Raw genomic sequence first — 15,623 nt, 5'->3', positions numbered from 1 at the left:
TTATTAGAGTCATTAAAATAATCACCTGAAAGTATTTTATTAAGTGGTTTTTCTCTCATCCAGTGACTAACTGTATAGAAAAAAGACTCCGACAAATCACCGTCAAAATAATTGCTGTAATAATTAGGATACTTAGTTTTTATTTGACCAACAAGCTTAAAAAAATGATGAGATAAATTGTTTTCATTAATATTAGTTGGAATAATAAAATAATTAATATTTAAATAAATATCATTAACTACTAAGGGGTCAATATATCTGTTTTTTAAACATACATTTGATGGAACTTTAAGCTCTTTATCAAGTTCATCTTTTATAAATTTAATATCCTCAATTGTTAAATCAATACCAACAGAATTTAACCTTTTCACACAATTCATACCGTGCTTCAAAATATTATATCTGATATAAGTTATTAGAAATTTACTATCCTTTCCAAGTTCACTTGGCAAGTTTTCATTACTTTTATTATTGAATACTGCATCAGTTATATTTGATTTATTGCTCGTAAATATCTTACCATATCCACTCTGCAGATCTTTATTTTCATCCTTAAACAAATCACCTTGTTTTTCTGTTTGATTATCAAAAGCATTTTCGTCCAAAACAAAAGTTCTACCTACAAAATCTTTTAAAAGTCTTCCAGCACGTCCTCTTAAATTAGAAATCTCATAATTCGTTAGTTTCGGCATTTCACCTTGAATATTTCTTGTCGAGAGATATCCATTCCGCATAATAACATTTTGTGCGGGTAAATTAACACCTTGCATCAATGTAGTTGTACACACAATCGTGTCAATCATTTTCTTTTTGATAGCAAATTCTAAAACATTTCTTATGTGGGAAGGTACTTTACCGTGATGGTATGCAATACCATTATCTAAAGTTTTACATAAATCATAATTAGAATGAACTGTATTAGAAACGTACTTTATTAAACCATTTAATAACAGATTAGAATTCTTGATTTCATTTTTATTTGCTAAATCTATAGCTATTTTTCGCGCAGTTCCTGAAGTTGGGGAGAAAATGATATTTGTACTATCAACTCCTAATTTGTTGATGATGATGCTTAGGTATGACAAATACTTATCATCATACTGTTTACCACCAATCTTGAGATAATCAGTATTTTGAATTTCAATTAAAGAGCAATCGTTGTTAATCTGGGAGTATTGTTTAAAAAAGTATTTGTTTCCTTTTTTTAGAATACTATATGTGAAATTTGTCACAGGAGATGATATTGCACTCAGCTCATTTGAGCTTACCTCTTGAAAAATATCAAATCCTAAACTTTTTAGCCCTGTAACTCGTGGGCCACTGAAAATAATTAAATCAGGACTATAGCTAAAACTTAGCTCAATTAAACTATCAAATAATATTTTTGATCTCTCATCTTTTTCATTTTCTAGCCGTTCAATATTTTGTATTTCGTCAACAATAAATGAATTAACATCACCGAAAGGTTTATCATTTTCGTTGTATGCGGAAATGGCTCTTTCTGGAGTTAGAACATAAATAATATTACTATTTCTCTTTTCATTGTATGTTGTCAATATTTCATAATGATCTAAAGAAAACTCTTTTAGTTTATCGTGAAAGTCATTTACAACTTGATTTATCAAACTCAACGTTGGTACAACATAGACAATATTCCCTCCTTTTTTGATAATATTATCTATGCATTTTAAAAGGATAACAAATGATTTTCCGGCAGAGGTTGGGGCAGATATTCCTAAAAACTTAGACTCACTACTCATTTCCCAAATCCTTTTTTGAAAATCAGTTAGAAGATATAATTGTTTATCTATGAAAATCTCATTTTTTAACTGATTTAAAGTTGTGCTAATTTGACTTATAAAGCTATTTAAAGCACTAAATGTCTTACTTTCATTACTATACTCATCATCAACCATAATAGCCGATGGAGCAAATCCGATTCTTGACAAAACAATTACTAAAAACTGATTTAGCTCTGTCCAATGATTCTGTTTATAAGTATAGAGAATTGATGATAGAACAATCACAATTTGTTTTGATTCTTCGTCAGAATTTCTCGAATAATAATCTATTACACCAATGGCTTGATACAACCTATCTTCCGTAATTGCTATGTCAGATTCTTCAATTAAATCCAATTTCATTGCTATTGCTTGGTGTTCAAAATTCAGCAAATAGCAGATTAAGTCATTGTGCTTATCAGTTTTGTTTAGTAAAAGTACCATTATGAACCAACTTTAGATTGAAATGCATCTAACAATATATCCAATTCCCAAATCGGGAAAACGATATAATTTATTCGAGTCAACAAAGCTTCATTTATAATTTTGAATTTTTCCTGATCAAAACTTTTGCAACGATTTTTTATGATTGTTTTTATTGCTTCTTTAATATTTTTTTCATTCTCTCCAGTAATTTTAGTAGTTTCATTGTAAGCAACCATACAAACCAATTCAAATTTCACATCTGGTAATTTTCCTGCTTTGTATGTTTTAACAACATCTTCTAATTCAGGCTCTAAAAAATCATCATAGAGATACAAGTCGATTTCTTTATCTAACAAATCAAAAGTAGTTACAACACTGTTTAATGATGTTTCAAATGCTGAATTGAAAGAATATTTGCTCTCATAACATTTAGATTCTCCTAAAATAAAAACATTATCATCTCCTTGTTTTTTGTAGTGGATAGCATCAGCTCCAAACCTTTCGTGACCAACAGAAGTTGTTATTCTCTGTTTTCTTAAAATAGGAACAGCTTTATAATAATGCTGTATCAAATTGAACAATAATAGTTCTCCAAATTGCCCTTGAGGATATCCTTTCCTAAATTTTTTATAAGCTTGATTGGTTAAAAAATTCGCCGCATTTCCGTAGTCACTAGTTTCAGCAAATCTCTTATCAAATAAATCTTTAGATTTACTATTGTTGTAAACCCAACTAACAACTGTGTTTGTTAATTCCGAAAGGAAATCGTCTTTTCTTTCTTTCAAATCTGTATAATTTATAGATAATCCATAATGGTCTTTCTTTGGTAGCGTTTCCAAATCTTCATAAAACCAATAGATATGATTTATCAATTTTTCAGTATTAGTTAGGTATTTGTCCATAATTTAACTTTTTCAATCACATGCTTTATTTATTCTATTTTAATATTTTTTGAAAAATTCCAATCACTTTAAAAAATTATCTATTTCTAATATTTTAAAACAAAAGACCTTAAATATTTTTATTGGGTAATTTTATAAATTTTGTTTATTTTTAGTATAATTCTGCATTTACAAAGATTGAAAAATATTTAAATTTCAAAAATATCAAATACTATAGACAAAAATTTACGGGAATCCGTAAAAACGATTTATTTTTAATTTCTACGAAGCCACCCCATCAATAAACACCTCCACAAAATCCTGCACTTTCTGAATAATTCTTCTACCGATATTATTGCGTTCAGTAAGCTTTGGTTTTATCTCAAGCAGCTTTAGAGTGTCACTTATTTTAGGAGTTTTGGAAGTAAAAAGAAAATCATCAATAGCATCTCTGAAACGGTCTTTGTTTAAAGATTCTTCGGTTGCTATTTTTTCGAAAGCCGAGTTTTTTTCTTTGTTCCAGTATTTTTCAAACTCTTCGTTCACATTGTCTCCGTCAGAAATATGAGGAAGGTTTTCTTCGATGAACTTTTCGATCAGTTCTTTTTTACTTCGGAGTTTTGCATCACCGGAAAGGATATCCCGGATTTCTTTTTTCTTTTTTTCTAACTTATCACCTTTTAGATTTGAATCGGTAAGATTGGCTAAAAGTGAGAGAATGTAACTTACATTAATTTCATCTTGATGAATGAGTTCTAATTCAAAATCGACATCGTCTAAAATACTTACTTTTCCTTGACTATCAGGTTTCAGAAGTTTTAGCTCCGTCCAAATATCTAAATATTTGCTTTTATACCCATCAAACTCATATTCATCCATTTCCAGCTTATTGAAATCAAAATCTGCAAATGATTTCAATACATTCAAAACGCGCATTACTTCACGGAAAGCGGTGATGAATTCAAACTTTTCCTGTTCGGTTTGATAGCTGTTGACACTGTCTATTTCTGGAGCAACAATTTTTAAACTGTCCAAAGCTGAATTGAAAAGCTCAATATAATCTTCAATCGGCAGAATGATAATTTCCTGAATCGCTTCTTTATTGGAAAACAAAGTCACTGCGTCATCGGTTGCAGACTTCAGATTACGGAAACAAACAATGTTTCCCTGTGATTTCTTTTCGCCCAATAATCTGTTGGTACGTGAAAATGCCTGAATCAATCCGTGATATTTCAGATTTTTATCGACAAATAAAGTGTTCAGTTGCGGACTGTCAAATCCTGTCAGAAACATATTCACTACGATGATTAAATCAATTTCTTTACTGCGGACTCTTTTAGCAATGTCATTGTAGTAATTGTAAAAACTCTGGCTGTCTTTGGTCGTAAAATTGGTTCCAAACATTTCATTGTAATGACCAATGTATCTTTCCAACACATTTCTGCTGTGAGAATCTCCATATTGTGTCTGTGGTTCTGCGACCATTCCCAACTCCGGCTCTTCGTAAATTCCGGTGGCATCTTTAGACTCTTCATTAGTTCCATAGCTGAAAATAGTGGCAATTTTCAAATTGTGCCTGTTTTCCTCTTTTTTCTTCTGGAAAAGATCATAATATTTCTGCAAAACATCAATACTGCTTACACAGAACATTGCATTAAAAGTACCGTTATGCGTTTTCCTTCCGTATTCTGCTATCAAATAATCTGCAATCTTTTCAAGACGTTTCGGGCTTTCAAGCAGTTCCTGTGTATCTATGGCTTCAACATCCGTGTCAATATACGTATTGCTTCCTTCTTTTTCCTTGTATCTTCCCACATATTCCACAGAAAACTTCAGAACATTATCATCACGAATGGCATCTGTAATCACATACTTATGCAGACAGTCTTCAAAAAGTCTGTTCGTTGTTGCCGGAGCGCCGTCTATTTTCCCAATTGAATTCACTTCAGAAATCGGAGTTCCTGTAAAGCCTATCATTTGGGCATTTTTAAAGTATTTTTTGATGTTCTGATGCGTATCTCCAAACTGACTTCTGTGACACTCATCAAAAATGAAAACCACCTTTTTATCTTTCAGCTTGTCAATTTTATTGCCGTGCTTTTCTTTGGTAATTGCCGTATTTAACTTTTGTAAAGTCGTTACAATAAGTTTAGTATTATCGGAAAGTTGTTTAACCAGATGGGCTGTATTTTCCGTAGCATCCACACTTCCTTTTTCAAAAGCATCAAATTCTTTTTGAGTCTGATAATCCAAATCTTTCCTATCCACCACAAAAACAACTTTTTCCACTTTAGGAATTTCTTTCAGGATCTGGCTTGCTTTAAAGGAAGTCAGTGTTTTTCCTGAGCCTGTTGTATGCCAGACAAAACCGTTCTTATCCGTATTTCTTACCCTGTCAACAATTTTCTCAACCGCGTAATATTGATAAGGTCTTAAAACCATCAGTATTTTATTCGTTTCATTCAGAACAATATACTTGGTGATCATTTTGGCAATATGACAAGGTTCTAAAAATGCAGGGGCAAATTGGTCGAGCTGTGTAATGTTATTGTTGTGTTCATCCGACCAGAAGAAAGTCTGCTTAAATGTCTGTTTTGCGTTGTTGGAATAATATTTTGTATTGACACCGTTACTGATGATAAACAGTTGAACATAATTAAACAATCCACTTCCGGAATTGAAGGACTGATGATGATAACGGTTGATTTGATTAAACGCCTCTTTCATTTCCAGACCGCGGCGTTTCAATTCAATCTGTACCAAAGGTAATCCGTTGATAAGAATGGTTACATCATACCGGTTTTTAAAATTTCCTTCCTGTGCCACCTGATTCGTGACCTGAAACTGATTCTGGCACCAGTGATCCTGACTGATGAATTCAATCCATTCTGAAGTTCCGTCGTCTTTTATAAAATGAAATTTATCCCGTAACGTTTTAGCCTTTTCAAAAACATTTCCTTTAGAAAGATGATTGAGGATCTTTTCAAACTCCTTTTCTGAAAATGTTTTTTTATTGTGAACTTCGAGCTGAGTTTTTAGGTTTCTGATGAGATCCGCTTCGCTGCGAATCGTCACTTTTTTATGCCCTAACTGCTGTAACTGTTCTACTAATTTCTGCTCTAAAATATATTCCGGCTGGCTTGACATTCGTACTGAGTTTTGGTTAAAAACTTTGACAAAGTTGTTTTAGTTTTCCCAAATGTAAGAAATAATCGGAGACAACTGCAACTATTTTAGCGCTTTAAACATCTGGTCGATGGCTTTTTTCTTCTGTTCCAGATTGGGATGAACGTACAAGTTCAGAGTTGTACTGATATTAGAATGACCGAGCAAAACACTCACGGTTTTATAGTCGCATTTGCTTTCAATGCATCTTGTGGCAAAACTGTGTCTCAAACCATGGAATTTAATATCCGGAATCTCCAGATAGCGCATCAGGTTTTTGTAATAACTTCGGTAGGTTCTGGGTTCTGTAGGTTTAGAATCGTTGGTCAGTACATAAAAAGCAGGATTTACAATTTTCTTAAACGGTTTCAGCATTCTCAGCAAATCTCTGCTGATCGGGATTTCACGGATCGAATTTTTGGTTTTAGGCGAATCAATCAAAAGTTCCGTTCTTCTTTCTCCCCCATCAATCACATAAATTCGCTGAATGGTTTTGCGGATATTGATAATTCCGTTGTCCGTATCAATATCTTCCCAGGTCAGGGCACAGATTTCCCCAATCCGCATTCCCGAACAAAGGCAGATGTAAACCCCCAGATTTCTAAAGGTAAAATGCTCCTGAATATAGTTCATCACTTTTTTCTGATGCGTTCTGCTTAAGACTTCAATGGTGTGAGTTTCGCGAACTGTGGGATACTGCACATCGAAATTGATGAAATCAATCCATTTATTTTTTGCTCCAAACTTCAATACCATTTTCAGAACAATCAGGATGTCTTTAATGCTTTTCTGGCTTAAGCCCTGTTCGAGTTTTTGAAATACAAACTTCTGTACCTCATCATCCTCAATCTCAGAATAGTCTTTGAATACAGGCAATAAATGATTTTCCAGCAACAGCACATAAGCCGAAAAGGTTGATTTTTTCACATACAGCTTTTTGTCATTCTTCCACAGTTCAGCGATTTCTGCCAATGTTTTCTTTCTTGTCATAATTTTTTTGGTTTTAATATTTATTATTTAAAATCCTAAAGTTAATGATGATTAGAAATTATCTCCTCTACAAAGAATTAAGGGATAATTTTCTCCTTAATGTGCAGAAAGGAGATAATTATGACTTTCTTTCCTAATTTGCGATTTCCGGGGTTTGAGGGGGAATGGGAAGAGAAAATTTTGAGTGATTTGGGAACTTTTTCAGGAGGAGGAACTCCCTCTTCATCTAATGAGAAATTTTGGAATGGGAACATTCCTTGGATATCTTCTTCTGACTTAGAAGAAGATAATATTTTTAAAATTAATATTAGTAGATTTATTACTCAAGATGCAATTGAAAAATCTTCTACAAAATTATGTAAAGCACCTTCAGTATTAATTGTTTCGAGAGTTGGAGTTGGAAAAGTAGCATTATCATTTAATGATGTATGTACAAGTCAGGATTTTACAAATATATCTGAACTAAAATGTAATCAACTTTATTTAGCTTTTCAGCTTTCTAAAGTGATGAAAAAAGCTGCTAACGAAGTACAAGGAACTTCTATTAAAGGAATTTCATCTTCAGAAATAAAGTCAAAGAAAATATATCTTCCACCTATAATTGAACAAGAAAAAATTTCTTCATTCATAGAGAAGATTGACAAAAGAATTCAAACCCAAAAGAAAATAATTTCCCAACTAAAATCCCAAATGTCAAATCTCAAAGATTTAATATTTGAACAAAAATTGAGATTTAAAGACAGCAATAGAAATATTTTTTCACAATGGAAATATTTTAAATTGAGTGATTTAGGAAATACGTTTAACGGATTATCTGGAAAAACAAAAGAGCATTTTGGAGTAGGACAAAAGTATATTCAGTACAAGCAAATATTTGATTCAGCTAAAATCAATATAGAAAATTGCGCTTTTGTTGATGTTGAAGAAAATGAGAATCAAAATACGGTTCAGTATGGTGATGTATTTTTTACTATTTCTTCTGAAACTCCTGAAGAGATTGGAATGAGTTCGGTTTTATTAGAAAATGTTGATAATGTATATCTTAATAGTTTTTGCTTTGGTTTTAGAGCTACTTCGTTTGATAAACTTATTCCAGAATTTTCACAATTTCTGTTCAGAAGCAATACATTCAGAAATGAAATAATAAAACTTGCACAAGGAAGCACAAGATACAATATGTCTAAAACAGAATTCTTAAAACTAAATGTAAAACTTCCTTGTAAAGATGAACAAACAAAAATAGCTAATTTTCTTTCTTCAATTCAAGAAAAAATAGAAATAGAAAAACAAATTTTAGAAAGGTTAGAGCTTCAGAAGAAGTTTCTTTTGGCTAATTTGTTTGTTTGATAAAAAGGCTTATCAAGGTTTGAAACTTTCACAAGCCTTTCTCGAAATCCGAATCTTTTAAACGAAAAGATTTTGTAATAAATATTTTTTCTGATTTTCATATTGAGTTAATAGCTCGTTTTCTAAATTGATTTTATCATCAAGAATTTTTAAAAATTCTGCTATTTTATTTTGCTCATCAATAGGAGGGAAATATAACATTAATCTACTTAATTTATTGAAATACATATATGTTCTTGAGCCGCCTTGTTTTTGTAAGAGAGCGTAGTTTTTAAATTCTTGACCTTCATTTAAATACTCTTTTAGAAAATAATTATTTACTCCTGTAGTTGTAAATACAGGATAAAGCGTACTCACAATACCTTTATCACAAATATCATTTATATTGAACTTAAATATAGTATCATCACTCATATGTCTATATGTAAAATATCCTTTAGGAACAACATTATAACCCGTATTATCTTTGCTAGCTACTTCATTGTCGTCAAAATAATCTTTCTGAAAATAAATACCAGTTCTTGCCGACGTTAAAATTGGATATTGATTACTATACGTAGACTTTTCTTCATACTTGATTAAAATGTTTTCTAACGACGTTAACTCCCAATTTGAAAACTCTTCTTGATTAGTATTCTTAAATTTTATCTGCTGATTAAAAATCTTTTTAGTTATATTTTTTTTTAATAATCTTAAATCTTCAATTATTTTCCTTTGGGTTTGGATTTTAATATCTAAAAGCTTAAAAAATAATGAGATTTTTTTTTGTTCCTTTATACTAGGAATAATAACTTGGACATTTGAAAAAGTTGTTTTATTAATAATTGGTACAGCTTGCTCTGCTGAAAGAGATTTTATTCTAGCTGAAGAATATTCTAATAGTGAAAATACAAAATCATCATCGTTATTAAATGGAATTATTGAATTAATTTGCTGATTTGTAATTGATTCTTCAGTTGCTTGTCCTACTTTACCGATAGTAGAACCAATGCATACAAAATATGTACTTCCTTTCCTTATTATTCTGCCTTTATTAAATCCTTTTTCTGTTAGTGTAGTTTTAGTTTTGAAAATATATCTACTGGTTTGTATATCTACTGGAGAAATAAATAGGCGATTTCCATTATAAAAAGAAGCTTCGTTTGTCGGCGGTGTTGAACCGGTTATTATACTTCCTAAATTTCCTAAAGTTGTTTCTTCCCATTCCCCCTCAAACCCCGGAAATCGCAAATTAGGAAATTTTCCGATACTTTTATTTTCTTCTGTCATCTCAGTTATATTATTATTCGTTAGTAAAAGAATTAAGGATACTTAAAAAACAAGACCTAACTCTTTCAAATAAACTTCAATTTCAGAATCCAGTTGAGAACGCTTTGCTTCAAGCTCCTTAATTTCTGCCATTACCGCCTGAATATCAATTTCCTCTTCTTCCTCAAAAGTATCGACATAGCGAGGAATATTTAGATTGTAATCATTATCGGCAACTTCCTGTAAAGTCGCTTTATGACTGAACTTTTCAGTTACCGTACGGTTTTGATAAGTGTCAACAATCTTATTAATATGAGAATGTAGCAATACATTTTGATTTTTTTGCTTTTCAAATTCTTTACTTGCATCTACAAACAGGATATCTTCATCTGCTTCACGGCATTTCTTAAACACTAAAATACAGGTAGGAATACTTGTTCCGTAGAAAATATTGGCAGGTAAACCGATCACAGCATCCAGATAATTTTTTTCTTTAATCAGATATTTTCGGATCACCAATTCGGCTGCACCACGGAACAGAACGCCGTGCGGCATTACGACAGCCATAATTCCGTTTTCATCCAGATGATGGATCATATGCTGGATAAACGCAAAATCTGCTTTTGAAGACGGTGATAATTTTCCATATTGTGAAAATCTTTCATCCAAAAGATGTAGTTCATTCGCACTCCATTTTGCAGAAAAAGGCGGATTGGCGACAATCGCATCAAAAGTTTTATCAAGATGTTGAGGTTTTTCAAGCGTATCTTCCTGACGGATGTCAAAATTGCTGTAATTGACCCCGTGAAGAATCATATTCATTCTCGCCAAGTTATAAGTTGTACGGTTCATTTCCTGACCGTAAAAATCACTTACTTTTGCTTCACGGGCAACACGTAAAAGTAACGAACCACTTCCGCAAGTCGGGTCGTATACAGATTTTAACTGTGATTTTCTGCTCGTCACGATTCTTGCCAAAATGGTAGAAACCTGTTGAGGCGTATAAAATTCCCCTGCTTTTTTACCAGCGCCACTTGCAAATTGTGCAATCAGATATTCGTAAGCATCACCTAAAACATCAGCATTGGTATCTGATAAATTGAAATCAATATCATCCAAATGATACAGCACTTTGGAGATTAGGGTATTTTTTTCGTCCTCTGTCCTTCCTAATTTTGCCGAAGTCAGATCCAGATCATCGAAAAGTCCTTCAAAATCATCTTCGCTGTTTGTCCCTAATGTGGATTGCTCAATATTATTAAGGATTTTTGTAAGTTCAGCCAGAATAAAATTAGATTTCCCTTCCTGTTTCTGATGTCCTTTTTTGGCAATATTACTGAAAAGTTCCGAAGGTTTAAGGAAATATCCTAAATCTTCAACCACTTCTTCATAAATGGCTTCTACAATTTCTTTCCCTTCTTCAGTATTTTCGTCCACATCATTGTAATCAATATCCTCTCCCGAATCCAGCAAAATTTTATTCGCTGTAAAGTGAATTTTCTCCGAAAGATATTTGTAGAAAATAAATCCTAAAATATAATCCCGGAATTCGTCCGCATCCATTTTCCCCCTTAAAGTATTCGCTATATTCCAAAGCTGCTGCTGCAACTGGCGTTTCTGTTCTTCTGACATGGTTATCCTTAATTAAAAACGTTAAAGATATTATTTTCTACATTTTAATAAAAATTTTTTACAAAATAAAATCATATCAAGGAATCAAAAAACACGGTGGCTTCGGCTCCGCTCAGCCACCACTACAGATAAAACAACACATCATCAAATATCACAAAAAAACAAATCAAAAAACACGGTGGCTGAGCGTAGCCGAAGCCACCGCATTCAAATTAAATACTATCTTTAAAAAAAATACAAATGATAAAAGGATGGATGTATATTCTTCTCTGCTCAGATGGCAGTTATTACACCGGCAGCACCAACGATCTTGAACGCCGACTTTCGCAGCATCAAAAAGGAGAAGGTGCTCATCACACTAAAAATCGGCTTCCTGTACAGCTTATTTATTTTGAAGAATTTGAACGTATTGATCTTGCTTTCTACCGAGAAAAACAAATTCAGGGATGGAGCCGCAGAAAAAAAGAAGCTTTAATTAATGGCTGGAACGAAGAGCTTAAAAAAGCGGCAGAATGCATGAATGAAACCCACAGTATGTTTTTTATAAAAGATGAATAGGTGGCTTCGGCTCCGCTCAGCCACCACTACAGAAAACAACCCACAGTCCAACACCCCCAAAAAATCAAATCAAAGAACACGGTGGCTGAGCGGAGCCGAAGCCACCACTAAAGAAAACAACCCACCGCCAAACAACACCCTGAAACCACATCAAAAAAACCAGGTAACTGAGCGGAGCCGAAGCCACCACAAAAAATCCCCACCCTTTCGGATGGAGATTCAGATTAAACTAAAGTATAAGCCCCGAGATACGCGCTGTTACACGCAAGGGTTTCTTTCGCATTCCTGAAAAACACCCATACCTGAATTTCCTTTCCTGTGTAGGAAGCAGGCATTGTCACATCAGCAGTCAGTGCTACTCTTTCGGCAACGGATTCGAAAATTTCAAACGTTCCCAGCTCTTCACAATAACACACCGCATTGGCTTTGTCGGCGGTATCTGCGTTTCCCTGTGCGGAATTGTCCTCCCAGCTCAGCGCAATGATATTTCCGGTCTGCGAAGAAGCAGCGACGTTCTGGAAACCTGCCAGATCACCTTTCGTGATCAGAACCTTGTTGTATACCAGTTCGGGAACATCGTCATTCATCTGTAACGCTTCACTGATGGTGTAGGAAACCGCCATATTCACCCTTGATTTTGAGCCGCTCCCCGATCCGAAATACTTCGTCTGAATATTTTTGAGCGGCTGCAGAAAGCTGATCACCATGCTGAATTTGGTCTGCTGAAGAAGCTGTTTATCGGTGGGCTGTTTCGAGCTTGGTTTGGGAATGCTTCTGATAATGTCCTGTCCGCGCCAGTTTGCGCCTACAATTGTTCCCACTTTCCCTGAAAATCCTCCAAGGATTCCTTTTGTTATTCGTGCCATTTGTGCATTTTTATTGGTTAACAGAACGAAGGTATTACAGAATTTTCCAATTTCAGGCACCTGTGAAAAAGATGACGGGTTTTGACTGCTTTTGACCGGTTTTGACCGGTTTGAAAACCCATTTCTTCGGATCATGTTCGGGTCTTCTTCGGATCGGCTTCGGAAAAATGGGATTTTTTCCGAAGAAAGACCGAACAACAGTCGAAGGATTTCGGGAGGATTTTATAAAAGTTTCTGCCTAATTGTACGCTTCGGCTCCGCTCAGCGTACTTCATGTCATTCCATTTTAAACAAATCATTGTAAATAAAACCCGCCACCGTGCGCTGAGCGGAGCCGAAGCGCACATCATCATAAATAATCATTCCTAAAGTTGTTTAAACCCGCAAAGACGCAATATTTTTTAACATACTCTATATATTAAGGCGCAAAGATTTTATCTCCGATAAAATTTTAATGCAGATATTTTTACGCTTCGGCTCCGCTCAGCGTACTTCATGCCATTCCATTTTAAATAAATCATTGTAAACCAAACTCTCCACCGTGCGCTGAGCGGAGCCGAAGCGCACATCAATGCAACTCCATTTAAACAAATCATTGTAGTAAAAAAAAATCCTTGGGCTGCTTAACATACTTAAAAAGTAGCTTAAGAAGTAACTTTTCATATCTGCGTAATCTCCACAATCTGCGTGAAGTAATTGCGCACAAAAATCAAAACAACAGATTATTGTAATAAAAAAAGAGATCCTTCGGCTGCTTCGCGCTCAGGATGACAGCGCAGAAAGACATTGATTTTAAAGTATGATATTTAATTAAAATCGTTTGACAATTATTTATTGTAATAAAAAAGATCCTTTGGCTGCTTACTATATTTAGAAAGTAATTTAAGCAGTTACATTGTATATCTGCGTCATCTCCACAATCTGCGTGAAGTAATTGCGCACGACAATCAAAACAACAGATCATTGTGATAAGAAAAAAAGATCCTTCGGCTGCTTCGCGCTCAGGATGACAGCGCAGAAAATCATTGATTTTAAAGTATGATATTCAATTGAAAGCGTTGGACAATTATTTATGGTAATAAAAAAAGATCCTTCGACTGCTTACTATACTTAGAAAGAAGCTTAAGAAGTTACATTTCATATCTGCGTAATCTCCACAATCTGCGTGAAGTAATTGCGCACGACAATCAAAACAACAGATCATTGTGATAAGAAAAAAAGATCCTTCGGCTGCTTCGCGCTCAGGATGACAGCGCAGAAAATCATTGATTTTAAAGTATGATATTTAATTGAAATCATTTGACAATTATTTATTGTAATTAAAGGAGATCCTTCAGCTGTTTAATATACTTAGAAAGTAATTTAAGAAGTTACATTTTATATCTGCGTAATCTGCACAATTTACATGAAGCAATAATCAAAACAACAGATTATTGTGATAAAAAAGAGATGCTTCGGCTGCTTCACGCTCAGGATGACAGAGGAATGGCCGGATCATTCAGCAGAATCTGGTATTTAATCCCACCAACGAAAGACATAAAAATACCCTCATTTTTTGAGGGCTGTATTGAAAAACGATTTCGGATAGTATATTTTCTTTCCGATTTTTATGTACGGAATATTCTGTGATTTCCGGATTCTGAATAAAGTACTGTCGCTGATATTCAGCAGCCTTTTTACATCGGCACTGTCATAATACTGCGAATCGGTAATCTGCTTTTTCCTGAGGGTATCCAGAATTTCAGAAAAAATGTCCAGAACAGTATGCATCAGCTCTTCATCATACAACGGTGGATTGTTGGGTTTCTTTTTCATTCTGTGCTTTTTTAAAAGAAATAATGTTATTAATTTTTATTTCAAACGTTGAGGAAATATAAAATATTGTTTCATTTTTCTAATAGATAGAGAAGCTGAAAAAACGATAAAATACAATCATTCATTTCTTCGATAAAATTTATGAATTTTTTTTGTTAAAATCTTGGTTATCTGGAATCAGAGGGATGAAATCCTCTATAAAGATGAATGATATTTACCTAAAAAAAATTAATATTTTCATCATAGTTGCCAACATTCCGAATCTTCCGGTTGCAATCATATCAGAACTTAACAGTTTTTGGCTCCGAAACGATCTTCAGCATCAAAAATTTATTTATATTCGCAGTCCTTAAAATTATTGACCATGAGAAAAAAAATTACTCTATTCTTATTCGGAGTTCCTTTTTTTGGTTTTGCCCAGTCTGTGATCGGGAATATGAATTCGGGAGCGATTTCTGCGGATAACTTTACGCATTCGGTGGGAGAAATTTATGTGATTCCTACAGATCCTGACAAATCGAATTCCGGAACAATGGGAATGTTTTACCAATCTGTTTTACAGGTTTTGGGTGTTTCAGAACTTGAAAAAGACCATGTGAAAATTTATCCGAATCCTACAACCGATTTTATTTACGTTAAACTGAATTCAAAATCAAAAATCGAAGGTGCGGAAATTTATGATCTTTCCGGAAAGCTTATTTTCAAAACTAAATTAGATTCTGAACAACTGGATCTCAGACCGCTTCAACAGGGAGTTTATATGATCGTTTTCAAAAACTCCGACATCAAACCTATTAAAATTATCAAAAAACCTTAAAAAAACTATTTGAACATGAAAAAGCTTTACGCAACTATAGGATTATTTTTAGCAAGTTTAGTAAGCGCACAGGTTCCGCAGGCTTTCAGCTATCAGA

At 33.6% G+C, this 15,623-nt stretch carries 11 protein-coding genes; 3 read left to right on the top strand and 8 right to left on the bottom strand.

What is annotated here, in order from left to right; translation table 11 throughout:
- The 4 genes from DD829_RS14400 to DD829_RS14385 form a co-directional block, all read right to left on the bottom strand.
- On the bottom strand, positions 1 to 2,225 hold a 2,225-nt coding region (locus DD829_RS14400; protein ID WP_194294697.1), incomplete at its 3' end, for a DEAD/DEAH box helicase.
- Positions 2,225 to 3,109 (bottom strand): DUF1837 domain-containing protein, encoded by an 885-nt coding sequence (locus DD829_RS14395; RefSeq protein WP_116547873.1) that lies wholly within the window; start codon positions 3,107 to 3,109, stop codon positions 2,225 to 2,227. The genes DD829_RS14400 and DD829_RS14395, both read right to left, overlap by 1 nt.
- 261 nt (positions 3,110 to 3,370) lie before the next feature.
- Positions 3,371 to 6,235, bottom strand: coding sequence for a type I restriction endonuclease subunit R (locus DD829_RS14390; protein WP_108410171.1), 2,865 nt, complete (start codon positions 6,233 to 6,235; stop codon positions 3,371 to 3,373).
- Between the two features lie 81 nt (positions 6,236 to 6,316).
- The gene (locus DD829_RS14385; protein WP_116547872.1) at positions 6,317 to 7,243 is read right to left on the bottom strand and encodes a tyrosine-type recombinase/integrase; all 927 of its coding nucleotides are present in this window, start codon (positions 7,241 to 7,243) and stop codon (positions 6,317 to 6,319) included.
- A 120-nt stretch (positions 7,244 to 7,363) separates the two neighbouring features.
- Here DD829_RS14385 and DD829_RS14380 point away from each other — a divergent pair, with 120 nt between their 5' ends.
- Positions 7,364 to 8,590 carry a restriction endonuclease subunit S gene (locus DD829_RS14380; protein WP_165814868.1) on the top strand — a complete coding sequence of 409 codons (1,227 nt, stop codon included), beginning with the start codon at positions 7,364 to 7,366 and terminating at the stop codon, positions 8,588 to 8,590.
- A 57-nt stretch (positions 8,591 to 8,647) separates the two neighbouring features.
- On the opposite strand, the gene DD829_RS14375 is transcribed toward DD829_RS14380, so the two are convergent.
- Both DD829_RS14375 and DD829_RS14370 read right to left on the bottom strand, forming a co-directional pair.
- Positions 8,648 to 9,859, bottom strand: a complete 1,212-nt coding sequence (locus tag DD829_RS14375; protein ID WP_116547870.1) for a restriction endonuclease subunit S — start codon at positions 9,857 to 9,859, stop codon at positions 8,648 to 8,650.
- Positions 9,860 to 9,901: 42 nt separating this feature from the next.
- On the bottom strand, positions 9,902 to 11,470 hold the full coding sequence (locus DD829_RS14370; RefSeq protein WP_108410338.1) for a type I restriction-modification system subunit M: 1,569 nt from the start codon (positions 11,468 to 11,470) through the stop codon (positions 9,902 to 9,904).
- Positions 11,471 to 11,710: 240 nt separating this feature from the next.
- Here DD829_RS14370 and DD829_RS14365 point away from each other — a divergent pair, with 240 nt between their 5' ends.
- Positions 11,711 to 12,028 (top strand): GIY-YIG nuclease family protein, encoded by a 318-nt coding sequence (locus DD829_RS14365; protein WP_108408639.1) that lies wholly within the window; start codon positions 11,711 to 11,713, stop codon positions 12,026 to 12,028.
- A gap of 224 nt (positions 12,029 to 12,252) precedes the next feature.
- Here the strand turns inward: DD829_RS14365 and DD829_RS14360 are convergent, their stop codons facing one another.
- Positions 12,253 to 12,894: a DUF6266 family protein gene (locus DD829_RS14360; RefSeq protein ID WP_108408645.1), complete on the bottom strand. Its 642-nt coding sequence runs from the start codon at positions 12,892 to 12,894 to the stop codon at positions 12,253 to 12,255.
- A 1,548-nt stretch (positions 12,895 to 14,442) separates the two neighbouring features.
- Positions 14,443 to 14,709, bottom strand: a complete 267-nt coding sequence (locus DD829_RS14355; protein ID WP_228408210.1) for a helix-turn-helix domain-containing protein — start codon at positions 14,707 to 14,709, stop codon at positions 14,443 to 14,445.
- Between the two features lie 364 nt (positions 14,710 to 15,073).
- Here DD829_RS14355 and DD829_RS14350 point away from each other — a divergent pair, with 364 nt between their 5' ends.
- Complete coding sequence (locus DD829_RS14350; RefSeq protein WP_108408641.1) at positions 15,074 to 15,526, top strand: T9SS type A sorting domain-containing protein; 453 nt, start codon at positions 15,074 to 15,076, stop codon at positions 15,524 to 15,526.
- Positions 15,527 to 15,623: the final 97 nt, after the last annotated feature.

Origin of the sequence: Chryseobacterium sp. HMWF035, from assembly GCF_003094695.1 — a bacterium.
Taxonomy (GTDB): Bacteria; Bacteroidota; Bacteroidia; order Flavobacteriales; family Weeksellaceae; genus Chryseobacterium; species Chryseobacterium gambrini.
Note: the sequence above shows the minus strand (reverse complement) of the source record. Positions and strands in the feature narration are given on the sequence as shown.

What these genes read in the sequence shown, in the direction of transcription:
- DD829_RS14395 (WP_116547873.1), bottom strand. Translation starts at nt 3,109, where the DNA reads ATGGACAAATACCTAACTAATACTGAAAAATTGATAAATCATATCTAT.
- DD829_RS14390 (WP_108410171.1), bottom strand. Translation starts at nt 6,235, where the DNA reads ATGTCAAGCCAGCCGGAATATATTTTAGAGCAGAAATTAGTAGAACAG.
- DD829_RS14385 (WP_116547872.1), bottom strand. Translation starts at nt 7,243, where the DNA reads ATGACAAGAAAGAAAACATTGGCAGAAATCGCTGAACTGTGGAAGAAT.
- DD829_RS14380 (WP_165814868.1), top strand. Translation starts at nt 7,364, where the DNA reads ATGACTTTCTTTCCTAATTTGCGATTTCCGGGGTTTGAGGGGGAATGG.
- DD829_RS14375 (WP_116547870.1), bottom strand. Translation starts at nt 9,859, where the DNA reads ATGACAGAAGAAAATAAAAGTATCGGAAAATTTCCTAATTTGCGATTT.
- DD829_RS14370 (WP_108410338.1), bottom strand. Translation starts at nt 11,470, where the DNA reads ATGTCAGAAGAACAGAAACGCCAGTTGCAGCAGCAGCTTTGGAATATA.
- DD829_RS14365 (WP_108408639.1), top strand. Translation starts at nt 11,711, where the DNA reads ATGATAAAAGGATGGATGTATATTCTTCTCTGCTCAGATGGCAGTTAT.
- DD829_RS14360 (WP_108408645.1), bottom strand. Translation starts at nt 12,894, where the DNA reads ATGGCACGAATAACAAAAGGAATCCTTGGAGGATTTTCAGGGAAAGTG.
- DD829_RS14355 (WP_228408210.1), bottom strand. Translation starts at nt 14,709, where the DNA reads ATGAAAAAGAAACCCAACAATCCACCGTTGTATGATGAAGAGCTGATG.
- DD829_RS14350 (WP_108408641.1), top strand. Translation starts at nt 15,074, where the DNA reads ATGAGAAAAAAAATTACTCTATTCTTATTCGGAGTTCCTTTTTTTGGT.